The sequence below is a fragment of the Methylobacterium oxalidis genome, assembly GCF_007992195.1.
Taxonomy (GTDB): domain Bacteria; phylum Pseudomonadota; class Alphaproteobacteria; order Rhizobiales; family Beijerinckiaceae; genus Methylobacterium; species Methylobacterium oxalidis.
Genome location: NZ_BJZU01000096.1, coordinates 1 through 22,880, shown reverse-complemented (window position 1 = coordinate 22,880; position 22,880 = coordinate 1). Strand labels below are relative to the sequence as shown.

18 protein-coding genes and 1 tRNA gene are annotated in these 22,880 nt (G+C 70.6%); 11 read left to right on the top strand and 8 right to left on the bottom strand.

Annotated features, from left to right (window positions below; translation table 11 throughout):
* Nucleotides 1-44: 44 nt before the first annotated feature.
* On the bottom strand, nt 45-959 hold the full coding sequence (locus MOX02_RS21095; protein ID WP_147027766.1) for an EcsC family protein: 915 nt from the start codon (nt 957-959) through the stop codon (nt 45-47).
* Nucleotides 960-1,061: 102 nt separating this feature from the next.
* A complete protein-coding gene (locus tag MOX02_RS21090; RefSeq protein WP_238179064.1) occupies nt 1,062-2,429 on the bottom strand; it encodes an AmpG family muropeptide MFS transporter in 1,368 nt (455 codons plus the stop codon).
* A 303-nt stretch (nt 2,430-2,732) separates the two neighbouring features.
* Between MOX02_RS21090 and MOX02_RS21085 the strand changes: the two genes are divergently transcribed.
* Complete coding sequence (locus MOX02_RS21085) at nt 2,733-3,827, top strand: PAS domain-containing protein (protein ID WP_147027765.1); 1,095 nt, start codon at nt 2,733-2,735, stop codon at nt 3,825-3,827.
* 72 nt (nt 3,828-3,899) lie between these two features.
* Nucleotides 3,900-4,325: a response regulator gene (locus MOX02_RS21080; RefSeq protein WP_147027764.1), complete on the top strand. Its 426-nt coding sequence runs from the start codon at nt 3,900-3,902 to the stop codon at nt 4,323-4,325.
* A 7-nt stretch (nt 4,326-4,332) separates the two neighbouring features.
* Here MOX02_RS21080 and mutS read toward each other — a convergent pair whose 3' ends face one another.
* Entirely contained in the window at nt 4,333-7,068 is a 2,736-nt protein-coding gene (mutS, locus tag MOX02_RS21075; RefSeq protein WP_147027763.1) for a DNA mismatch repair protein MutS, read from the bottom strand.
* A 170-nt stretch (nt 7,069-7,238) separates the two neighbouring features.
* Between mutS and MOX02_RS21070 the strand changes: the two genes are divergently transcribed.
* Entirely contained in the window at nt 7,239-9,533 is a 2,295-nt protein-coding gene (locus MOX02_RS21070) for an NADP-dependent malic enzyme (protein ID WP_147027762.1), read from the top strand.
* A 44-nt stretch (nt 9,534-9,577) separates the two neighbouring features.
* Here MOX02_RS21070 and MOX02_RS21065 read toward each other — a convergent pair whose 3' ends face one another.
* Nucleotides 9,578-9,868, bottom strand: a complete 291-nt coding sequence (locus MOX02_RS21065; RefSeq protein WP_147027761.1) for a hypothetical protein — start codon at nt 9,866-9,868, stop codon at nt 9,578-9,580.
* Nucleotides 9,869-10,101: 233 nt separating this feature from the next.
* Between MOX02_RS21065 and hrpB the strand changes: the two genes are divergently transcribed.
* Complete coding sequence (gene hrpB / locus MOX02_RS21060) at nt 10,102-12,576, top strand: ATP-dependent helicase HrpB (RefSeq protein WP_147027760.1); 2,475 nt, start codon at nt 10,102-10,104, stop codon at nt 12,574-12,576.
* 9 nt (nt 12,577-12,585) lie between these two features.
* On the opposite strand, the gene MOX02_RS21055 is transcribed toward hrpB, so the two are convergent.
* The 3 genes from MOX02_RS21055 to aroA form a co-directional block, all read right to left on the bottom strand.
* Nucleotides 12,586-13,068: a translation initiation factor 2 gene (locus MOX02_RS21055; protein ID WP_238179066.1), complete on the bottom strand. Its 483-nt coding sequence runs from the start codon at nt 13,066-13,068 to the stop codon at nt 12,586-12,588.
* A gap of 294 nt (nt 13,069-13,362) precedes the next feature.
* Nucleotides 13,363-13,989 carry a (d)CMP kinase gene (cmk, locus tag MOX02_RS21050; RefSeq protein ID WP_147027783.1) on the bottom strand — a complete coding sequence of 209 codons (627 nt, stop codon included), beginning with the start codon at nt 13,987-13,989 and terminating at the stop codon, nt 13,363-13,365.
* Nucleotides 13,990-13,997: 8 nt separating this feature from the next.
* Nucleotides 13,998-15,359: a 3-phosphoshikimate 1-carboxyvinyltransferase gene (aroA, locus tag MOX02_RS21045; protein WP_147027759.1), complete on the bottom strand. Its 1,362-nt coding sequence runs from the start codon at nt 15,357-15,359 to the stop codon at nt 13,998-14,000.
* Between the two features lie 262 nt (nt 15,360-15,621).
* On the opposite strand from aroA, the gene MOX02_RS21040 reads away from it, so the two are divergent.
* The 4 genes from MOX02_RS21040 to MOX02_RS21020 all read left to right on the top strand — a co-directional run bounded on the left by MOX02_RS21040 (nt 15,622) and on the right by MOX02_RS21020 (nt 17,904).
* Complete coding sequence (locus MOX02_RS21040) at nt 15,622-16,008, top strand: TIGR02300 family protein (protein ID WP_147027758.1); 387 nt, start codon at nt 15,622-15,624, stop codon at nt 16,006-16,008.
* Nucleotides 16,009-16,220: 212 nt separating this feature from the next.
* Nucleotides 16,221-16,296 (top strand) — tRNA-Ala (locus MOX02_RS21035).
* A 632-nt stretch (nt 16,297-16,928) separates the two neighbouring features.
* Nucleotides 16,929-17,108 carry a hypothetical protein gene (locus tag MOX02_RS21025; protein WP_147027756.1) on the top strand — a complete coding sequence of 60 codons (180 nt, stop codon included), beginning with the start codon at nt 16,929-16,931 and terminating at the stop codon, nt 17,106-17,108.
* 430 nt (nt 17,109-17,538) lie between these two features.
* Nucleotides 17,539-17,904 carry a hypothetical protein gene (locus tag MOX02_RS21020; RefSeq protein WP_147027755.1) on the top strand — a complete coding sequence of 122 codons (366 nt, stop codon included), beginning with the start codon at nt 17,539-17,541 and terminating at the stop codon, nt 17,902-17,904.
* Nucleotides 17,905-18,877: 973 nt separating this feature from the next.
* Here the strand turns inward: MOX02_RS21020 and MOX02_RS21015 are convergent.
* The gene (locus MOX02_RS21015; RefSeq protein ID WP_147027782.1) at nt 18,878-19,579 is read right to left on the bottom strand and encodes a sigma-70 family RNA polymerase sigma factor; all 702 of its coding nucleotides are present in this window, start codon (nt 19,577-19,579) and stop codon (nt 18,878-18,880) included.
* 154 nt (nt 19,580-19,733) lie between these two features.
* Here MOX02_RS21015 and MOX02_RS21010 point away from each other — a divergent pair, with 154 nt between their 5' ends.
* From MOX02_RS21010 to MOX02_RS21000, 3 genes are all read left to right on the top strand, one after another.
* Nucleotides 19,734-19,982 (top strand): hypothetical protein, encoded by a 249-nt coding sequence (locus MOX02_RS21010; protein ID WP_147027754.1) that lies wholly within the window; start codon nt 19,734-19,736, stop codon nt 19,980-19,982.
* A gap of 596 nt (nt 19,983-20,578) precedes the next feature.
* Nucleotides 20,579-20,833, top strand: coding sequence for a hypothetical protein (locus MOX02_RS21005; protein WP_238179068.1), 255 nt, complete (start codon nt 20,579-20,581; stop codon nt 20,831-20,833).
* A gap of 867 nt (nt 20,834-21,700) precedes the next feature.
* Nucleotides 21,701-22,741, top strand: a complete 1,041-nt coding sequence (locus tag MOX02_RS21000; RefSeq protein ID WP_147027752.1) for an NAD-dependent epimerase/dehydratase family protein — start codon at nt 21,701-21,703, stop codon at nt 22,739-22,741.
* Nucleotides 22,742-22,880 lie beyond the last annotated feature (139 nt).

The following is a 22,880-nucleotide window of genomic DNA, read 5'->3' as shown; positions in this document are numbered from 1 at the left end:
GCTGATTTCAAGCGGCCCTGCCGGATCTCCGTGCCGCGCTCGCCTCAGGCCTCGCCGAGCGCGGCCTTCTCGACCTCGTAGGCGGCGCGCACCGTCGCCTTGTCGTAGGTCCGCTCCAGTCGCCGGATCGTGAAGTGTGCCCGCGCCGTCGACTGAAAATGATCCATGAAGGCGGTGTTGACGGCCGCACCGCCGACCGCGCCGAGAACCGGCACGGCCTGCGCGGCGACCTTCTGCGAGACGACGACGCCGAAGCGGGCCGCGATCTGCGCGGAGAAGCGGATCAGGGCGGGCGCCGTCTCGTCGACGAGGGCGCGGCTGCCGGCGTAGCGGGCGGCCTCGCTGAGCGTCTTGGCGAGCGCGGCGCGCACCGCGAAGTAGCCGCTCTCGGCAAGCCCCGTCTCGCCGCCGCGCCCGCCCAGCGCGAAGACCTGCACGCAGGCGAGCGCGCCCTCCGGCGTCTCGACGTCCTCCCCCTCCTCCCGGGCGATCTCGGCGATGGAGCGCAGCATCAGGGTGGTGGAGAGCGGCAGCTCGACGGCAAGCGTCGCGAGGCCGAAGGCGCCGCCGACCGCGCCGGAAACGGCCGCGAGCGCCTTGTGGGTGGTCTCGCTGGAGCCGAGGAGGCGCGCCATCAGGCCCTCGCGCGGCAGCGCCGCGGGGGCGACCTCCCGGCCTTCCGAGGTGACGGCCTTCTTCGGCAGCGTGGCGAGGGCGACGCGCAGAGCGCCGCGCATCGCCGATTCGGTCGAGCGCGCCACGGCGTCGGTGACGGGCGCCGGCAGCGAGCGGCCGATGATGTCGAGGGGCGCGCCGGCGGCGGCCGAGAGGCGGGCGGCGAGGCCCGGCCGCTCCAGGGCGCGCACGGCCCGGCGCAGGGCCGCGAGATCCTCGTCGCTGAGCGCGCGCGGCTCGGTCCCGGCAGGCAGGGTCTCGTCGGCGAGGGTGATGTCGCTCACGTGTGACGTCCCTTGGCTCGTCTCTTCGAGGTGGCGCTCGAACGCGGTTCGGTCAAGGCAAGCGCCGGACCCCCTCCCCGGTTCCGGCCGGGACGACGCCCCTCAGGCCTTCGCGGCGATGGCCTCCTCCTCCGGCGGGTGCGCCGCCTCGGCCTCGTCCTCGGCGCCCTCGCGCAGGGCGATCAGGGCGAGGCACAGGAGCGCGACGGGGATGCCGATCGCCGCCGAGGCCGCGAAGAATTTCGGGTAGCCCATGGCGTCCACCATGTAGCCCGAGAAGCCGCCGACGAACTTGCCGGGCAGCGCGTAGAGCGAGGAGAGCAGCGCGTACTGCGTCGCCACGAAGGCGGACGAGGTCAGGCTCGACATGTAGGCGATGAGCGCGGTGCCCGCGAAATTGCCCGCGAAGTTGTCGATCGAGATGCTCGCAACGAACAGCCAGGTGTCGTGGCCCGAGACCGCGAGCCAGGAGAACATCAGGTTCGAGGCCGCCGCCACGATGCCCCCGAACAGGAGCGACGCCTGAAGGCCGAAGCGGATCACCGCGAAGCCGCCCGCCAGCGCCCCGACGATGCCGACGATGACGCCGTAGATCTTGGTGACGTTGGCGATCTCGGTGAGCGTGAAGCCCTGCTCGATGTAGAAGGGCTGCGCCATGACGCCTGAGATGATGTCCGGCAGCCGGTAGAGCATGATCAGGGACAGGATCAGGAACAGCCTCGCCCCCTTCCGGCGGATCAGGTCGCCGAAGGGCTCCACCACGGCGATCTCCAGGGTCCTGGCCACGGAGCGGCGCTCGCCCGGCACCTCGACCGGGTCCTGCCGGGGCGCCAGCAGCGAGGCGACGAGGCCGATCAGCATCAGGAGCGCCATCGCCCCGTAGGCGAGCGACCAGCCCGCACCCTGGGCGATGTACAGCGCGCCGGCCCCCGCGAAGGCCCGCGCCACGGCGTAGCCGAGCTGGTAGGCGGCGAGCATCACGCCCTGCCGCTCGGTCGGCGCGGCGTCGATGCGCCAGGAATCCACCACGATGTCCTGCGTCGCCGAGGCGAAGGCGGTGATGAGCGCGCAGATCACCATGAAGCTCAGCGAGGCCGCGGGATCGCCCTGGCTCATGCCGATCAGGCCCGCCGCCACCGCGATCTGCGAGAGCACCATCCAGGCCCGCCGGCGTCCGAGCAGCCGCGCCAGCACCGGAAGGTCGAGGCGGTCGATGACCGGCGCCCAGATGAATTTCAGCGAGTAGGCGAAGGAGACGTAGGAGAGCAGGCCGATGCTGGTGCGCTGGATGCCGGCGGTGGCGAGCCAGGCTGAGAGCGTCGAGAACACCAGCAGGATCGGCAGGCCGCAGGCGAAGCCGAGGGCGAGCATCAGCGCGATGCGCGAATCCTCCATCACGTCGCGCAGCCTCAGGCGCGGCCGGGCGGCTTTCACCGGAGAGGCGGGCTGGCGCTCGAGCTTGGCGGGCATGGCGGTGGAACTCCTCGGGCTCGCTGCGTCTTGTTCCGCAAAAATCGTGGCAGCCTTGCGCTCGGACGCCGAGGTCCCGGGCGCGGCGTTCCGTTGCCGAGGCGGGACGGATCAGGCCTGGGGGAAGATGGTCGACGAATTCTTAACGCGCCCGCGCGATCTTCGTGGTGGACAAGGTGTCCGCGCGCGGAACCGCGGCGGCCGCTTCCTGTTCGGATCCCATGGCGCCTCCGGCGCCGTGTGTGCAAGCTCGGCCCGATCCGCGGATCCGGACCGGGCCGAGGCTCGGCGGTCGACGATGGCATGACGGACGACGACAGATCGGCCCTCGACGCGTTCGGCCTCGCCGACGGCATCTTCGCGGCCGCCTTCAGCGCGAGCCCGACGCCGATGGTCGTCACCGACGCGCGCCGGCCGGACAACCCGATCGTCTGGATGAACGCGGCATTCCTCGCGCTCACCGGGTACGCCAGCGAGGAACTGCTCGGGCGGAACTGCCGCATGCTCCAGGGGCCCGATTCCGACCGGGACGAGATCCGCCGCATGCGCGAGGCCGTCGCGGCGGCGCGGCCGATCGAGTGCGAATTGTTCAATTACCGCAAGGACGGCACGCCCTTCTGGAACGCGATGACCATCGCGCCGGTTCGCGACCGCTCGGGCGCGGTCGCCTACTTCTACGCGGCCCAGGCCGACATGACGGACAAGCGCCGCTTCGAGATGGCGATGCGGGGCACCAACGACGAGCTGGAGCGGCAGGTCGATGCTCGCACGGCCGACCTGCAGGCGGCGCTGCAGCAGAAGACCGCCCTGCTCCACGAGGTTGACCACCGGGTGAAGAACAACCTGCAGGTGATCTCCTCGCTGATGCTGCTGAAGGCGCGGCGCACCCCGGAGGGCGAGGCCCGCGACGCGCTCCAGGGCATGGCCGAGCGGATCGGCGCGCTCTCGACCGCGCACCGCATGCTGTACTCGGCGGGAGACGTCTCGCGCTTCAACCTGCAGGAGTTCGCCGCCGATCTCCTGTCGGACCTGAGCGCCGGACTCGACGGCGAGCGAACGCGGCTGGAGGCAGAGGTCGATCCGCTCGCGGTCTCGGCCGCGATGGCGGCGCCGCTCGCCCTTATGATCCACGAGCTCGCCACCAACGCCGTGCGCCACGCCTTTCCCGGCGGCCGGGCCGGCCGGATCGCCGTCACTGCGCGGCGCGACGGCGAGAACCTGCACATCCTGATCGCGGATGACGGCGTCGGCATGGAAGCGGGCGCGGTGAATCCCGCGGGATTCGGCCGGAACCTCGTGGAGATGGTGGTGCGGCAGCTGCGGGGCACGATCCTCTGGGAGGACGCCGGCCCGGGCACGCGCGTCGACATCCGGGTGCCGCTCGACGGCGGTCCCTGAGACGCGGATGCCTTGGTGTGTGCAGCCTCGGGTTGTATGTCCGGCGACGTGCGTCGAGAGCTGGGAGGAGGCATGACGGTCGCGCCCGCAATGCGCATCCTCGTGGTCGAGGATGAGGTGCTCATCGCGCTGGAGCTCGAATATCTCCTGCAGGATCTGGGCTACGTCACCGTCGGCGTCGCCGGCACGTCGGCGGAGGCGATCGCGCTCGGGCGCTCCACCAGCCCGGACGTGGCGCTCGTCGACATCCACCTGATCGACGGGCCGACCGGCGTCGATGTCGCGCGCGCGCTCAGCGCCGACGCGCGCACGACGGTCGTCTTCATGACCGCCAACAGCAAGCGCATCCCGGAGGATTTCGCGGGCGCCTTCGGGGTGATCGCCAAGCCCTATTCCGAGCGCGTGGTGGCGAGCGCTCTCACCTACGTGGCCGAGCGCCGGGCCGGCGGGCGGCCCGAGGCGGCGCCGGACGGCCTGAGCCTCGCCCCGACGGCGTGAGCCCGCCTCACGCCTTCGCCGCCCGCTCCCGCTTCAGCCGGTAGAGCGCCTCCAGCGCCTCCCGCGGCGTCATCGCGTCCGGATCGAGCGCGTCGAGCATCTCGCCGAGCCCATCCTCGGCGGGTGGTGCCGGCGGCGGCGGAGGGCTCAGGCTCGCGAAGAGCGGCAGGTCGTCGATTCGGGGGCGGCCTGGACGGTCGCGCTCGGCCTTCTCAAGCCCCTTCAGGATGGCGCCGGCGCGGGCGATCACGCCCGCCGGCAGGCCCGCGAGGCGGGCGACCTGCAGCCCGTAGGAGCGCTCGGCCACCCCCGGCACGACCTCGTGCAGGAAGACCACCTCGCCGCGGTGCTCGGCCACCTTCAGGGTCGCGTTGTCGAGCCGGGCGAGGCGCTGGCTCAGCGCCGTGAGCTCGTGGAAATGGGTGGCGAAGAGGGCCCGGCAGGCGTTCACCTCGTGCAGGTGCTCGAGGCACGCCCAGGCGATCGAGAGCCCGTCGAAGGTCGCGGTGCCGCGGCCGATCTCGTCGAGGATGACGAGGGAGCGGCGGCTCGCCTGGTTCAGGATGGCGGCGGTCTCCACCATCTCGACCATGAAGGTCGACTGCCCGCGCGCGAGGTCGTCGGCGGCGCCGACCCGCGAGAACAGGCGGTCGACGAGCCCGAGATGGGCGCGGGCGGCCGGCACGAAGGCGCCCATCTGCGCGAGCACCGCGATCAGCGCGTTCTGGCGCAGGAAGGTCGACTTGCCGCCCATGTTCGGGCCGGTGATCAGGCGGATTCGCCCGCGCCCCTCGCCCGAGAGGTCGCAGTCGTTGGCAATGAAGGGCTCGCCCGAACGCCGCAGCGCCGCCTCGACAACCGGGTGGCGCCCGCCCTCGATCACGAAGGCGAGGCCGTCGTCGACGTGAGGGCGCGTCCAGCTCAACTCCACCGCGAGCTCGGCGTGGCTCGCCGCCACGTCGAGGCCGGCCAGAGCCTCCCCGACCTGCGCGACGGTCGCGGTCTGGGCGAGCACGCGCGCAGCCAGATCCTCGAACACCGCGCTCTCGAGGGCGAGCGTGCGGTCGGAGGCGCCGGAGATCTTGGTCTCCAACTCGCCCAGTTCGACGCTCGTGAAGCGCATCGCGTCGACCATGGTCTGGCGGTGCACGAAGGTCTCGCGCATCAGGCCCTTGAGGCAGGCCTCGCCGACCGCCTGCGGCACCTCGATGTAGTAGCCGAGCACGTTGTTGTGCTTGATCCGCAGGGTCCGGCAGCCCGTCTCCTCGGCGTAGCGGGCCTGGAGGGCGGCAATGACCTTGCGCGAATCCTGGCCGAGGAGCCGCGCCTCGTCGATCTCCGGGTGGTAGCCCGCGCGCACGAAGTTGCCGTCGCGCCGGTTGAGCGGAAGCTCGTCGGCGAGCGCCGCGCGCAGCGTCACGACGAGCTCGGCATCCGCGCCCGAAAGCTGCCCGGCGAGGCGAGCGAGGCCTTCCGGCAGGGTGCCGATGCCCGAGACGTCGGCGGCAATGCTGCCCGCCGCGTCGAGCCCGTCGCGGATCGCCGCGAGGTCGCGCGGGCCGCCGCGGCCGAGGCCGAGCCGCGAGAGGGCGCGGGCGAGGTCCGGCGCCCGCCCGAGCGCGTCGCGCAGGCGCCGCCGCAGGGCGTGGTCCTCGGCGAGGAAGGCCACCGCCTCCTGGCGCCGCGTGATCGCCCGCAGGTTCATCAGCGGCCCGGCGAGATGCTCGGCGAGCAGCCGCGCCCCGCTCGCCGAGACGGTGCGGTCGATCGCGTCGAGCAGGCTCCCCGTCCGCTCGCCCGAGAGCGTGCGGGTCAGTTCGAGATTCGCGCGCGTCGCCGCGTCGATCGAGAGCGTCGCGCCGCTCGCCTCGCGGAAGGGCGGGCTCAGGGGCGGGCGGGCCCCGATCTGCGTGCGCTCGACGTAGAGGAGCGCGGCGCCCGCGGCCGCGATCTCGGCGCGGGAGAAGTCGCCGAAGCCCTCCAGGGTCGAGACGCCGAACTGCGCCTTGATCCGCCGCTCGGCGGAGGCCGGTTCGAGCTCGGCCTGCGCGAGCGGCGTCACCGGGGCGGCCACGTCCTGCCAGAGGCGGGCCAGCGCCGGGTCGGCGTGGATCGCCTCGGAGAGCACGATCTCGCGCGGGTCGTGGCGGGCGATGGCGCCGGGCAGCTCGGCGCCCGGCACCTCGCTCAGGGAGAAGCGGCCCGTCGAGATGTCGAGGGCGGCGAGCCCGTAGGCGAAGGCGGCGTCCGAGACCTTGCGGCGGCCGATCGCGAGCAGCAGGTTCGCGCGGCCCGGATCGAGCAGCCTGTCCTCGGTGATGGTGCCGGGCGTGACGAGGCGCACGACCTCGCGCCGCACCACGGATTTCGGGCCCCGGCGTTTCGCCTCAGCCGGATCCTCCGTCTGCTCGCAGACCGCGACCCGGTGGCCCAGCGCGATGAGGCGGCTCAGGTAATCGTCGGCCCTGTCGATCGGCACGCCGCACATCGGGATGTCGGCGCCCGCGTGCTTCCCGCGCTTCGTCAGGACGATGCCGAGCGCCCGCGAGGCGATCTCGGCGTCCTCGAAGAACAGCTCGTAGAAGTCGCCCATCCGGTAGAACAGCAGGCAGTCCGCGTTGGCGGCCTTGATCTCGATGTACTGCGCCATCATCGGCGTGGCGCCGACGGCGGGCGCGCTGACGGCCTCGTCGGCGGGCGCGGGGCGGGCTCTCGCGATCGGTCGAACAGCAGCTTGGGCCATGTCCGCTACATAGCAGAGCCGGCGGCCCGAATCAGGGCAGCCGCCGCTATAGCCTGGGGAGAAGGGAGCCGACGATGCGGCGGGCCTGTAACCCGCCCGCGCCCCCGCACCCCGGCGCGGCCTTGAACGATTTGTGCACAATCGATAGGCGGCCTCCCGAGGAGGAGCCCATGACCGAGCCGACGAATCCGCGCACGCGCGCCAAGCGCCCGACCTTCACCGACGACGAGGCGCTGCAGTTCCACGCGCAGGGCCGGCCGGGCAAGCTGGAGGTCGTCGCGACGAAGCCGATGGCCACGCAGCGCGATCTCTCCCTCGCCTACTCCCCCGGCGTCGCCGTGCCGGTGCTGGCGATCGCGGAGGATCCGGCCCGGGCCTACGACTACACGGCGAAGGGCAACCTCGTCGCGGTGATCTCGAACGGCACCGCGATCCTCGGCCTCGGCAACCGCGGCGCCCTGGCCTCGAAGCCGGTGATGGAGGGCAAGGCCGTCCTGTTCAAGCGCTTCGCCGACATCGATTCCTTCGACCTCGAGGTCGGCACCGAGGATCCGGACGCCTTCGTCAACTGCGTGCGCTACCTCGGGCCGACCTTCGGCGGCATCAACCTGGAGGACATCAAGGCGCCGGAGTGCTTCATCATCGAGGACCGGCTGCGGGAATTGATGGACATCCCGGTCTTCCACGACGATCAGCACGGCACTGCGATCATCGCGACCGCGGGCCTGATCAACGCGCTCCACCTCACCGGCCGGGACATCGCCGGCGCCAGGCTCGTGGTGAACGGGGCGGGCGCCGCGGGCATCGCCTGCATCGAGCTCCTGAAGGCGATGGGGTTCGGGCATGACAACGTCATCCTCTGCGACACGAAGGGCGTCGTCTACGAGGGGCGCACCGACGGCATGAACCAGTGGAAGTCCGCCCACGCGGCGCGCACCGACAAGCGCACCCTCGCCGAGGCGATGGCGGGCGCCGACATCGTCTACGGCCTCTCGGTCAAGGGCGCCTTCTCGGCCGACATGATCCGCTCGATGGCGCCGAACCCGATCATCTTCGCGATGGCCAATCCCGACCCCGAGATCACGGTGGAGGAGGTCGGCGCGATCCGCGCGGACGCGATCGTGGCCACGGGCCGCTCGGACTACCCGAACCAGGTCAACAACGTGCTCGGCTTCCCCTACATCTTCCGGGGCGCCCTCGACGTGCACGCCACCACCATCAACATGGAGATGAAGATCGCCGCCGCGCAGGCGCTCGCGCATCTCGCCCGCGAGGACGTGCCGGACGAGGTCGCCGCGGCCTACCAGGGCGAGCGCCCGCGCTTCGGCCGCGACTACATCATCCCCGTCCCCTTCGACCCGCGCCTGATCCACACCGTGCCGCCGGCCGTCGCCCGCGCGGCGATGGAGACAGGCGTGGCGCGCAGGCCCATCGACGACATGGCCGCCTACCGCGATCGCCTCTCGGCCCGGCGCGACCCCGTCGCCGGCATCCTCAACCGGGTCTTCGAGGAGGTGCGCAAGGCGCCCAAACGCGTGGTCTTCGCGGAGGGCGAGGAGGAACTGGTGATCCGCGCGGCGGTCACCTTCGCCAACCAGGGCCTCGGCACCGCGATCCTGGTGGGGCGCGAGGACCGCGTCACCGCCAACGCCGCCGCCATGGGGATCGACCTCGGCAAGCGCGACAACATCGAGATCCACAACGCGGCGCTCTCGCACCGGAACGCCGAGTACGCGCAGGCCCTCTACGCCCGCATGCAGCGCCAGGGCTACCTGATCCGCGACTGCCAGCGCCTGATCAACCAGGACCGCAACCACTTCGCGGCGACCATGGTGGCGCTCGGCGACGCCGACGCGATGGTGACCGGCGTCACCCGCAGCTACTCGATCGCGCTGGAGGACGTGCGCCACGTCATCGACGAGAAGCCCGGCCACCGGCTGATCGGCCTCTCGGTCTGCCTCGCGCGCGGGCGCACCGTGATGGTCGCCGACACGGCCATCACCGAGATGCCCTCGGCCCAGGAACTCGCCGAGATCGCCATCGAGGCGGCCGGCGCCGCCCGGCGCCTCGGCACCGAGCCGCGGGTGGCGCTGCTCTCCTTCTCGACCTTCGGCCACCCGCGCGGGGAGCGCATGGAGAAGGTGCGGGAGGCGGTGCGCATCCTCGACCAGCGCAAGGTCGATTTCGTCTACGAGGGCGAGATGGCGGCCGACGTGGCGCTCGATCGGGACTTGATGGCGCAGTACCCGTTCAGCCGCCTGAAGGAACCGGCGAACGTGCTGGTGATGCCCGCGTTCCACTCCGCCGCGATCTCGACCAAGATGCTGGAGGAACTCGGCGGCGCGATGGTGCTCGGCCCGATCCTCGTCGGTCTCGACAAGGCGGTACAGATCGTGCCGCTCGGCGCCACCGACGCCGACCTCGTCAACATGGCGGCGCTCGCCGCCTTCGATCTCGGCGCCTGACGGGTTCGATGGGCCGGCGCGCCGCGCCGGCCCGCGAGGGCGGGTCAGTAGCGCGGGCCGCCCGAGGTCGTGCCGCGCTGCTGCTGGTAGCCCGGGCGCGAGGGGTTGCGGGCGTTCGGGTCGCCGTGGCGTATGTGGTGCCGGCTCATGTGGCGGCGGTACATCCGGTGATGCTTCTTCCAGTGGTGGTAGCGACGGTGGTGACGGACCGTCTCGGCCGCGGGCTCACCCGCGACGAGGCCCGGGGCGGGAACGGCAGGTGCCGCGGAGGCCGCGGTCAGGCCGAGGCCGCCGAGCGCGAGGCCGGCCGCAAGGGTGAGTGCAAGCTTTGTCATCGTCTCCGTTCCGTTCCGTTCGCGCACCCGCGGCGCGCCGAGCCGACAAGCTGGCAAGATCAGTTAAGTTCCGCAGATGTGCTTGAATTCGTGGGAATATCCGCGGAAAATGGCGATGGAATATATGAAACTCTCGAACGTGTTTCAGGATATATCAGTAAGAACGTGTGTTTGGCTTCTTTAATTCTATTCAGGGTTGCAATTCGCGGCGTCCGGCCGCATGCGCTCGCGTGATGCCCTCGCCCGACGCGTTCGCCGCCCCGCTCCCCATCGACGCGGTCCTGCCCGACCTGACGGCCGCCCTGCGCGGGCGGAGCGCGGCCGTGCTCGTCGCGCCGCCGGGCGCGGGCAAGACGACGCGGGTGCCCCTCGCCCTCCTCGACGAGGCATGGCTCGCCGGCCGCAAGATCGTGCTGCTGGAGCCGCGCCGGCTCGCGGCCCGCGGCGCGGCCGAGCGGATGGCGGCGAGCCTCGGCGAGCGCGTGGGCGAGACGGTGGGACTGCGGGTGCGCCTCGGCTCCCGGATCTCGGCCCGCACCCGGATCGAGGTGGTGACCGAGGGCGTCTTCACCCGCATGATCCTCGACGATCCCGAGTTGTCGGGCGTCGGGGCCGTGCTGTTCGACGAGTACCACGAGCGCTCCCTCGACGCCGATCTCGGCCTCGCCCTCGCGCTCGACGCGCAGGGCGCCCTGCGGGAGGATCTGCGCGTGCTCGTCATGTCGGCGACCCTCGACGGGGCGCGGGTGGCGCGCCTGCTCGGCGACGCGCCGGTGCTCGAATCGGAGGGCCGCGCCTTTCCGGTGGAGACCCGCTACGCGGAGCGCGACCCAAGCCGGCGGATCGAGGAGGCGATGACGGAGGCGATCCTGCGGGCGCTGCGCGCCGATCCAGGCTCGGTCCTCGCCTTCCTGCCGGGCCAGGGGGAGATCCGCCGTGTCGCGGAGGCGCTCGTCGAGCGGGTCGGGCCCGAGACCGAGGTCGCGCCGCTCTACGGCGCCCTGACCCAGGCGGAGCAGGACCGGGCCGTGATGCCTGCCCCCAAAGGCCGCCGCAAGGTGGTGCTGGCGACGAGCATTGCCGAGACCTCGCTGACGATCGAGGGCGTGCGGATCGTGGTCGATTCCGGCCTCTCGCGGGTGCCCGTCTACGAGCCCGGGATCGGGCTCACCCGCCTCGTCACCGCCCGCGCCGCGCGCGCCTCCGTCGACCAGCGCCGAGGCCGCGCCGGGCGCACCGAGCCCGGCATCTGCTGGCGCCTGTGGGCGGAGGCGGCGACCGGCGCGCTCGAGCCCTTCGGGCGCCCGGAGATCCTCGCGGCGGACCTGTCGGGCCTCGTCCTCGACTGCGCCGCCTGGGGCGTCACGGACCCCGCCAGCCTCGCCTTCCTCGACCCCCCGCCCGCACCCGCGCTCAAGGAGGCGCGGGAGATGCTGCGCGCCCTCTCGGCGATCGACGCGGACGGGCGGCTGACGCCGGTCGGCGCGCGCCTGCGCGCCCTAGCCCTGCCGCCGCGCCTCGCCCGCATGGTGGTCAGCGCGGCGGAGCGCGGCGCGGCGCAGGCGGCGGCCGACCTCGCGGCGGTGCTGGTGGAGCGCGGCCTCGGCGGCGACGGCGTCGACCTCGCCGACCGCGTCGAGCGCTTCCGGCGGGATCGCGGCCAGCGCGCCGCCGACATGCGCCGGCTCGCAGAGGGCTGGGCCCGCCAGGCGGGCGGGGTCGGGCCGCACGCGGAGGCCGTGGATATCGGCGCGCTGCTCGCCCTCGCCTATCCGGACCGGGTGGCGCGCGCCCGCGGCCGCGAGGGCGATTTCGTGATGGTCAACGGCCGCGCCGGCCGCCTCGGACCGGTCTCGCCGCTCGCCCGCGAACCCTTCCTCGTCGTGGCCGACCTCGCAGGTGCGGCGGGCAGCGCCCGCATCCTCGCCGCCGCCGCGATCGGCCTCGACGCCATCGAGGCGCTGTTCGGCGAGCGGATCGAGACCGTCACCAGCGTCGCGTTCGACCGCAATGCCCGTGCGCTGCGGGCGCGCGCGGTCCGCCGGCTCGGCGCCGTCAAACTCGAAGAGCGCACTCTCCCCGTGCCGGCCGACGCGGAGAGCGCCGCGATCCTCGCCCGCGGCCTCGCCGAGACCGGCCTCGACGCCCTGCCCTGGACGCCTGCCCTCCGGCAGCTCGTCGCCCGCATCCGCTTCCTGCGGGGTGCCGAGGGCGCGGAGTGGCCCGACCTCACGGAGGCCCATCTCCTCGCCACCGCCGAGGATTGGCTCGCCCCCGCGATCCTCGGCCGGACGAGCCTCGACGCGGTGAGCGCCGACGATCTGGCGCGCGCCCTCGACGCGCTGCTGCCCTGGAACCTGCGCGCGCGCCTCGACGCGGAGGCGCCGACCCACATCACCGTGCCGACGGGCTCGCGCATCCCGATCGCCTACGAGGCGGAGGCCGAGCCGGTGCTGGCGGTGCGGGTGCAGGAACTGTTCGGCCTCGACCGGCACCCGGTGATCGGCGGCGGTCGCGTGCCGCTCCTCCTGCACCTGCTCTCGCCGGCTTCCCGGCCGATCCAGATCACCCGCGACCTGCCGGGCTTCTGGCGCGGATCCTGGGCCGCCGTGCGCGCCGAGATGCGCGGGCGCTACCCGCGCCATCCCTGGCCCGAGGACCCGCTCGCCGAGGCGCCGACGCGGCGCGCCAAGCCGCGGGGCACCTGAGCCGGCCGCTCACAGGCCGGGCTCGGCCGGGCCCGGACGGCGGCGGCGCGGCGTCATGGGCGGCGTCTTCGGCGGCGCCCGGAGCGGCGTCAGCCGGGCGATGACGGGGTTCGGCTCGTGGTCGTAGGCGGCGCCCGTGTAGGCGTCGACCCCGACGCCGATCAGGCCGCCCGCCAGCACGTTGCCGGCCATGCCGACCGCCCCCCGCGTCGCCACGCGCGTCCGGACCGGGATCGTCTCGGGCCGGTAGCCCGGCAGCGCGAAGGTCGCGTCGAACTCGTCCGAGCGGTCGACGTCGAGCGTGCACGGCGTCGCCGCGCAGGCGTAGCGCTTCGTGGTCGTGACCACCGCCCCGGCCGGCTCCGAGACGAAGGTCAGGTTCTCGCTGGTCCCCCGCGTGATGCTGCCGCACGCGCCGACGCCCGCGGCCACAAGGGCCGCGATGCACAGGTTGCCCTTCATGATGACGTCCCCGAACCCACCGAGCCGCATTCTGCGGCGGCTCAGCCGGATTTCTGCGGGAGGGCGGTCGCACGATCAAGATGTCGCGCGATATCGGGCTTCGTAAGTGCTGATAACAATCCGATTTGAGCAATCTATGCAAATACAGATTGCTGATGTCCGGTCATGCATCTTGCAAAGAGGCTGGCGGAAAGCGTCGGTCGGCTCCGCCGCCGTCGCGCAACGCGATCACGTCCCGTGATGACGCGGCCGGCGAGAGTCGAGCCTTCCGAGGAAGGCCGGCGAGCCCGACTCACGCCGCCCCTCGCCCACGGCCGCCGGTCCTCAATGGGCGCGGGCGCCGTCGACAACCTGCTTGGCCGCCGCGAACGCCTCGTCCGGGTCGAGCTCGGTCGTGTCGAGCACGGTGGCGTCCTCCGCCGCCCGCAGCGGGGCCGTCGCCCGCGAGGCGTCGCGGGCGTCCCGCGCCTCGATGTCGGCGAGGATGGCCGCGAAGATCGTCTCCTCGCCGCGCAGCGTCAGCTCGCGGTGGCGGCGGCGGGCGCGCTCCTCGGCCGAGGCGGTGATGAACAGCTTCACCCGCGCGTGCGGGCAGACGACCGTGCCGATGTCGCGCCCATCCAGCACCGCCCCGACCGCGTTGGCGGCGAAGCGCTGCTGCCAGGCGAGCAGCGCCGAGCGCACGGCCGGTACCGCCGAGATCCGCGAGGCCGCCTCGCCCATGGCGCGCTCGCGCAGGCGCGGGTCCGCGAGCTTGTCGGCGATGAGGCTCGCGGCGGCGCGCGCCGCGGCGGACTCGTCGTCGAGGGACAGGCCGGCGTCGAGCATCGAGCGCGCGACCGCCCGGTAGAGGAGGCCCGTGTCGAGGTGCGGGAGGCCGTAATGCTCGGCCAGCCGCTTGGCCAGGGTGCCCTTGCCCGAGGCGGCGGGCCCGTCGATCGCGATCACCATCGGCGCGCTCACGCCGCGGCCTCCTCGCTGATCTCGGCCCCGAGGGCGCGCATGGTCGGCAGGAAGCTCGGGAAGCTCGTGGCGATCATGGCGCCGTCGTCCACCGTCACGGGCTCGCGGGTGGCGAGGCCGAGGACGAGGAAGGCCATGGCGATGCGGTGGTCGAGATGCGTCGCCACCGTGCCGCCGCCCCGCGGCGCGGCGTCCGCGCCGGCGACGATCAGGTCGTCGCCCTCGATCCGGTGGTCGATCCCGTTCCGCGCGAGCCCGTCCGCCACCGCGGCGAGGCGGTCGGATTCCTTGACGCGCAACTCGTGCAGCCCGTTCATGCGGGTCTCGCCCTCCGCGAAGGCGGCGGCGACGGCGAGGATCGGGTACTCGTCGATCATCGCCGGAGCGCGCTCGGCCGGCACCGAGACGCCGCGCAGGCGGCTCGCGCGCACCCGCAGATCTGCCACCGTCTCGCCGCCCTCCTCGCGCTCGTCGAGGCGCTCGATCTCGGCGCCCATCTCGAGGAGCGTGGTGATGAGGCCGGTGCGCAGAGGGTTCATCATCACGCCGCGGATGGTGACGTCCGAGCCCGGCACGATCAGCGCCGCCACGATGGGGAACGCCGCCGAGGACGGATCGGCCGGCACCGACACGTCTGTGCCGCGCAGGGTCGGCTGGCCGGTGAGCGCCACGGCGCGCCCGTGGCCGCCCGGCCCGTGCGGCGTGACGACGACCTCGGCCCCGAACAGGCGCAGCATCCGCTCGGTGTGGTCGCGCGTCGCCTCCCGCTCGATCACGGTGGTGACGCCCGGCGCGTTGAGGCCGGCGAGCAGCACCGCGGACTTGATCTGCGCGGAGGCGGCGGGGGTCTCGTAGGTGATCGGGATCGCCTCGCGGGGCCCGCGGAGGGTCAGCGGCACCCGGCCGCCCTCGGCCTCGGCCACGACCTCGGTGCCCATCCGCACGAGCGGGTCGAGGATGCGCCGCATCGGCCGCTTGCGCAGCGAGGCGTCCCCGTCGAAGGTCGCGGTGACCGGCTGTCCGCCGACGACGCCCATCATCAGCCGCGAGCCGGTGCCGGCATTGCCGAAATCGAGCGTCCCGGACGGGTCGCTCAGGCCCCCGATGCCGACGCCGCGCACCAGCCAGCGCCCCTCGCCGAGGCGCTCCATGCCGGCGCCGAGAGCGCGGGCGGCGGCCGCGGTGCGCAGCACGTCGTCGCCCTCCAGAAGACCCTCCACCCGCGTCTCGCCGATGGAGAGCAAGCCGAGAATCATCGCCCGGTGGGAGATCGACTTGTCGCCGGGCGGCCGGAGCGAGCCGCGCAGGGGCCGGCCGGGTGCGGCGGTGAGGGGCTGGGGCTCGGAATCGTGGGACACGGGCGCCGGTCTCGCTGGAGGGCGGGCGGAGGCCCGGGGTTCCGCGTGGAGGCCCCGGCCGCTCTGGTGGCCGGCCGGTTATCACGGGCGCCGCCCGGCGTCATCCGGCAGCATCGGCGGGCCGGCGGGAAAGGCCTCGATAGGCGCGCGAAAATGCGGCGAAGCCCCGTTGGCGCCTCACGAAACGCCGGCATTTGACACGGGCGCGCGGCGCGACTAACGGGGCCCCTCTCCCAGACCAGCACCTTAGAGGTTTTCGCCCGTGGCCAGACCGGAACTCGGCATCAAGCGCCAATGCATGAGCTGCGGCGCGAAATTCTACGATCTCGACCGCGACCCCGCCGTCTGCCCGAAATGCGGCACCGTCTACCAGGCCGTCGCCACGAGCCGCATCGCCGCTCCGGCGCTCGCCGCCCGCTCGACCACCGAGGACGAAGAGGAGACGGACGACAAGGGCCCGGAGATGGTCTCCCTCGACGAGGTCGAGGCCGCCGAGGACGACGTGGACACCTCGACGGACGACGATGCCGGCGACGACGCGGACTCGGGCGATTCCGACGACGACACCTTCCTCGAGGAAGAGGACACGGGCGACGACGACGTGTCCGACCTGATCGACGGCGACATCGAGAACGACGAGGAGAGCTGAGGCGCGGCTCCCTCCGCGCCGTCGCCGGCAGGACCCCTCCGCCTGCGCCGGGCGCCGAGACGACAAGGGCCCGGCGATCGCGAGAAAGGGCGAAAAAAGGGGTTGAGTCCCGGCCGCGAGCCGCCTATAGAACCGGCCTCGCCGACGGGCACCACGGTCCCGGCGGCGAGACGAACTCCGCGGACGCTTCCAGCCGCCGCGGTGGATAGAGTGGGGCCTTAGCTCAGCTGGGAGAGCGCTTCCATGGCATGGAAGAGGTCATCGGTTCGATCCCGTTAGGCTCCACCATCCCACCCTCCGTCTGAATCACAGAAGCAGCACCAACGGGTCAGTGGAAGCGCGACTTCCGCTGCGTACCCGTCTGGCGTACCTCGGTGCCGTTCGTCCGCCCCGTAGCATGTCCTTTCTCGACGCGCTGACAGATTTTGCATGCTCTCTCGTAACAAGCCTGGCTGATTACGAGGAACCGGATCGATGCCGTCTCCGTATCTGCTCACCGCAACCGGTGGGATCACAGGAGATGAGATGTTTCGAAAGCTGGCCCTGCCCCTGCTCCCCACCCTGATTGTTGCCGGCGGCGTCCTGGGCACCTCCACAGCAGCCTTGGCCGACCCGCCCTGGGCACGGGGCGATCGCGGCTACCATCATGGTGGACCTCCCTCCTGGGCTCCGGCCCATGGTTGGCGACGCAAACACGAGTTCCGCGGCTATGACCGGCCGTACCGAGGCTCGCGCTACTACGAGGAGCGGCGCTACGGCGGGTATGGCGGTTACCGCTACTGAGCTGGTGGGCCACAGCGTCCGCATCGTTGCGGTCACAGACAGAGCGGCCAAACGATCAGCCGACGCAAGCCCGTCCTGACTGGCTCGGGGCGGGCCCTCACGACCTCATCGTTTCTTCGCGTACTGGGAGGGTCGCTTTGCCTCGGTTCGCCCAAGGCTTCCTCGCCGCCTACATGCTTGCTGGCGTTTACCTCGGCGCGGTGGCGCTGGCAGGCCCGACCTCGCAGGGTTTCGGTCGCTCGATGATGGTCGGAGTGGCTTGGCCGCTGTTAGTCTCGCCGGCCTTCGTCCGGCGCGAGATCTGCGCGGCGCGATGAACGCTTGCTGATCGGGTGATCGCGCAGCGTCGGAGGTCAGCACCGACCGGGAAGCAGGTAGGAGGCCCGATGCCGGGTCCGCGGCTCGGTTGTCAGCCTCCGCCGCATGGTTGGGGGCGTCAGACATCAGTTTCGACTTCTGCTCCAGCAGCCGCGCCAACTTGATGGCCGTATGCACCACGATCCGCTTGCGGAACTCCGATACGCCAGGATCGGTCACTCGCTCACGCGAGACAGGCAGCGCTCGAAACGCTGCGGGACGATCGACCGTCTACGTTTTCTCGAACACGAAGGCTTCGTCGCGGTTGGCGCTCAGGACGGACGTGATAGCCGCGTCGACCACTCCGTCACAGATCGCGGCTGCCCTGAACAACGTGCCGATGAATAGATTTGCCGCCATGTCACTCCCGCTCAAACTTGGCCCTGTGCCATGTATGGCCTTCTGATGCTCTCACAGAAAGCTTCGTCCGCTCGCCTCGCCGTCGTTCTCCTAGCCAGCCTGCTGACCACCGCTCCCGCGTGGTCCGCCGAGGATTGCCCGGAGCGGTTTCAGAAGTACGGCCTGTTCCTGCAGGCAAAGAAATCCTGCGGGCGGGATGCGGAGTACCCCCTGATGCAGGTCATGCGGGCCTGCGCCAAGCAGACGCCGCGAGAAGTGGCGATCAAGCTGATGGACGAGGGTCGCCGGGAGTGGGCCAGGGGCGTGATGCGCAGCAGCCTGGGCAGCATGTGCGAGGGCGTGTTCGTCAATCTGCCGCCCATTGCAGAGAAGCTACGGAGTGCGCGCACGAAGTAGCAGTGGCCGAGCCCAACTCGCCTCAGGCGAAGTGCTCGAGCAGTCCCGTTGCGCCGAAAGATCGTCCACATGCTGGCTGCGCAAGGAACGCCTTCATCCGTCCCGCTCTCCTTCCCATCTCTGAGGCTGTCGCGGAACAGGGCGCCCGCCTCTTTGTGAGCGGTCAATCCTTCGGTGCGTGCCTCTTCCTCGCTGGCCGACGCGTAGCAGGATCGCAGAACAACGTTGTGGCCATCCCGGATGACTTAACCGTAACGGCTCGGATCGCTTGCGCAGGTCTGCACCGCCAGGATGAGGGGAGCCGCGCTGTCCGCCGCCATCGTCATCCACTTCGATTTAAAGATCGCTCGTCCTCGCCAGAGAGCGGGCAGTCGGGAAACGGCATCCAGTCGGTGAAGGTATCGTTCGTGAGCTGTGCTCACAGGAGGCAACGTGCCAACGACGGGCATCGCCGAACCGAGTTGGGTCCCAGCGGATCACGGCGCGTGTCGAGGCCGTGCCGGTCGATGGCTATGATCCACCGGACGTCCTGGGGGGCGCTTCATGGACCGCCAGTTGAGCACGGCACGCTCCGGTTGCCCTCTTGTGTACGATCCGCAGGAACGCTCGACGGCTCGGAACCGTTTTGCGGCCGCTTCGTGCGCGTCGCCTGCTGATGAGGCTTGGGCGCAGCGCCGACGATGGTTGTTGTCCCATGACCAGCATCGCCATGCCCGGGGGCTTCGCCGCCGGTTGTCCATGCCGGCACGGCCGCCGCGACCGCCCAACGCCGGTTGCCTCCATGAGCCGCAGCTCCATGCCTTTGCTAGGCTGATCGAGTGTACCTGCCCTCCCACGCCCGCTCACGGCATCTGAGGCAACTTTCGCAGCGTCGTGAAGCGTCTGGATGTGCACCACGCGGGTCAGGCGTCAGTGCAGGACACCTCCTGTCGATGGGCATCATTGAGCCCCACCACGGGCCTGAAGTCACCCTCTAGGCGGATGCTCGGGTCGCGGACATGCCAAGCAGGCTGGTCAGGAGCGAGCGTGCCCGGCTGACCCGGCTCTTGACCGTCCCCACTTGGCAGCCAATCACCTCGGCCGCAGCCTCGTAGGTCAGACCCTGGGCGCCCACGAGGAGCAGCGCCTCGCGCTGGGACGGCGGCAGCTTGGCGATGTGAGTCCAGATGGTGCGCAGATCCGAGCCGTGCTCCTGAGCGGCGGGAGCGACGAGCTGGCCGGCGAGGGTGCCGTCCGCGTCCTCGACCTCGCGCTTGCCCTTGCGGCACTCGCTGTAGAACTGGTTGCGCAGGATCGTGAACAGCCAAGCCTTCAGGTTCGAACCTGGCGCGAAGCGGTCCTGGGCCGCCCAGGCCCGAAGTACGGTCTCCTGCACGAGGTCGTCGGCGCGCGCCGCGTCCGGGACGAGCGACAGCGCGAACCCCCGCAGGTCGGCAAGCACCGCGATCAGCTCATCTCGAAAGGCGTCGGCGTTTCCGGACCGTTCCGCATGCGAGCTGTCGAGCTGCGCGATCAGGTCGAGCAAGCCTTGGGGCAATGGCGCACAGGTCAGGACGCTGTAGGCCGCCCGTAGCTCGGAGCCGAGGTGGTCCAGGATCGCTCCAGGCAGGAAAGCCGAGTGCGGTGCATCCTGCATCTCCGCCTGATCCACGCCGAGGCCGCTTGGTATCAGCATGTCGTTCAACCTGCTGTCCTTTCGCAGAGTGATCCGCGCAGGCGTACGCCGACCATCCTGACTGTACAGTGAACATCTAACTGGGCCGTTCGGGGATCGTTCCTCGCCGCATTCGCGTTGCAGCCATCCTCTGTGGGTCAGAGCGGAAGAGGTCATGGCGCGGTCAGTGACCTACAGCATCGTCGGCGGTTCAGATGGGCGGTTCGCGGTCGTGGCAGTGACGGCTTCCGGTTCCATCTACTGCCGCGGCGGGTTCCGGACGCCTGCCGAAGCAGAGTTGTCCGTTGAAGATCTGCGCACTCTGATGATGGCCTGTGATACCGCGCTTGTGCACCGGGAAGCCGAACGGCCCAGCATCGACCTGCGGTCAAGACTCAGCGCGTCAGGGCCGCCGTTCGAGTAGGGATTGCCGTCGTGGAACCCTGCGCGACCCGACTCGCCTCGTTCCGCGCGCGTGCCTGGCATCTTCGAACCGCAGACGCATTGCTGTTCTAGGACCTTCGATCCCTGGGGCACGAAGCCTGTCCAGGGTCGCAGTGGCCCAAATGAGTTGTCGCCTAGCTTGGTGGGTCGCCCGAATGCCGCCAGCCAGGCTTCTCCGGAGACGGCCGACAACCGCGCGCCCGATGGCATCATTCACCGGAACTGTGCGGCATCTCGGGAAAGGACCCTGCAATCGGAGCGGTGGAGGTAACTCGCACCTTGTCCCGCGATTGCTCTGGCTGTCGCGATTTCATGAGGGCCTGTCGACATCGAGGATGGTTCTGCAGCCTATCCGCCTGCCCAAGTCGACGCAGCCTCGGCCAAATGCCGGGCGTCGGCGTTAGTCCTTGCCGCCTTGCGCGGCTGTGTTCGTCCATGACGGTGAGTGACAGGATGAGGAAAACAGCATTCGCTGCCTTCGCAGCCCTCGCACTTGGTGCGGGGGCACTTCTCCCGGCCACGTCTGCTCGCGCAGACGGAAACGGCTACGACGGATACGACGCGCCCGAGACCGTGGTGACGCGCCGGACCATCGTCGAACGCCCGGTCGTCGCGCCGCCCCGCCGGATCGTGCGCGAGGTGGTCGTCGAACGGCCCGTCGTCTACCGCCCGCGCCCGGTCGTCCGCGAAGTCGTGGTGGAGCGTCCTGTGGTCTACCGGCCCCGTCCCGTGGTCCGCGAGGTGCTCGTCGAGCGCGACGGGCCCATCGGACCGCGCCGGTTCGGACCGCGCTCCGTGGGCTACGGACCGGACTTCGATCCTTACGACTGATGTGAGGGCGGCCGGTCCGGACCTCGGACCGGCCCGCTCGATCCTGCGCAGGGTGTATGCCGCTGCCGCGCCCCATGTCCTTCCGGTCCTGATCACGCACCAGCCAGGGCACCGCGTGGAGCGCCTGGACCGCCGCTGCAGTTCGATGATGGTCGGTGGCTCGGTCGCGATCAGGACCGAGAAGATGATGCCGGACACGGCCAGCAACACGGTGTGTTCGGCGGGGCCGAGCGGATCGATATCGACGAGGAGCGCGACGCGGAAGCAGAGGTTGATCATCGCCACGACGAGGACGAGTCCGATCAGGCCGGGGAGCGCCGCGACGACCGCCTCCGCGAAGCGCGCGTAGCCGCTTCGGGCCAACGGCTTTGCGCTGAACGACGTCGTTCAGCCCAGAAAGCGCGCATCTCGGAAGCAGACATTGCAGCGGCTCAGATCAGTGCTGAGTCCGGCTGCATGCCAAAGCGCATGTCGTCTCTGCGCTTTTCAACACCCATCGACGACCGTGAACAGCCCAGATGGATGCACTCACCTGAGCTCGTTGACGCTCCCTCGACCACATCGCTCGTTCGCGCTTCGATCTTGCCGAGACCGCGCGATGGTGATCTCACCATCCGAGGAGATCCAGCCGGCCGAGCCGAAGCGGAGTTCTCGGCGACCAACCACACGGTCCTGTGGATCTGGCCGATCAGACGCTCGACCTCTCCCGCACCGATCACTGTCCCGCCCAGTGGCACAGTGATGGTCCAACGGGTCGGACCCGGGGGCAATTGTCTCGTTTGATCAAGCACATGCCATCATCTGAATTAAAGTTCCTCAGAGGCGTCATGGCATGGCCCGAGCGATTGATCGCAGCTGAGAACGCAGATGTCATCGGTCGATCTCGTCACCGGCGGATGCGGCTTTATCGGTCGCCATCTCGTTGAATCCCTGCTCGCCTCTGGACGTTCGGTGAGAGTGCTCGACTGTGGCAATCCGCACGGTCTCCCAGCCTGTGTCGAGTTTCTTCGCGGCTCGATTCTCGATGGCGATGCCTTGTCCGGAGCGATGATCGGCGTCGATCGCATCTACCATTTGGCCGGTGTCCCCCATCTGTGGGCTGCGGACCGAGCTTCCTTCTTTCGCGTCAATGTGCACGCCACGAACTGCCTTTTGGCTGCGGCACCTGTGACCGCACGGATGATCCATTGCTCGACGGAGACCGTGCTGCTCACGGGCTCGCGGGACGGTGAGTGCGTGCGCGGCGACGATCTTCCGGCCCTTGAGCGGATGTCCGGTCCCTACACGCGGTCCAAATGGCTGGCCGAGCGATCGATGCTCGCCGCCGCGGCGGCAGGACGCGACGTCGTGATCGCAAGCCCGACAATCCCGATCGGACCCGGCGACTGGAACATGACCCCGCCCTCGACGATGTTGTCGCTCTTCCTGAAGGGGCAGGCACCGGCCTTCCTCGATTGCACGCTCAACTTGGTCGATGTCCGTGATGCGGCCGAAGGCCTCCGCCTCGCGGGGGAGAGAGGGCTTCCCGGGCAGCGCTACGTGCTCGGTGGCGAGAACGTGCGGTTGGGGCAACTCCTGGCTCGGCTGAAGCACCTGTCAGGTCGGTCGATGCCCTTCGTGGCGTTGCCCGGCATCGTTGCCTTGGCCGCGGCAACGGCCTCCGAGTGGATCGCGGATCATCTCACGCGGCGTCCGCCGATGGTCACGCGAGAGGGCGTACGGCTCGCTCTGCGCTCTGCGCCTTTCGATGATGGAAAGGCCCGCGACGAACTTGGATATCGACCGAAGCCTGTCGACGAAGCCTTGGCGCTGGCGGTGGCGTGGCTCACGCAGCCCGGAGACATGCGCGATGCCAACGCGGTCGCCAGCGGAATCCCGCTGACTTCTCGACCTCTGCGGCCCTCGTGAAAACAGGTTTCGCACTCAGCCCAATGACGGACCGGAAGTGGATCGTTCGAGGAGGGAGCTATGTCGACAGCGTTCCGTGCCCTCTTGGAAGGCGGCCAGGAAGTCCCCCCGAACGGCTCGACGGCTAGCGGCATCGGGA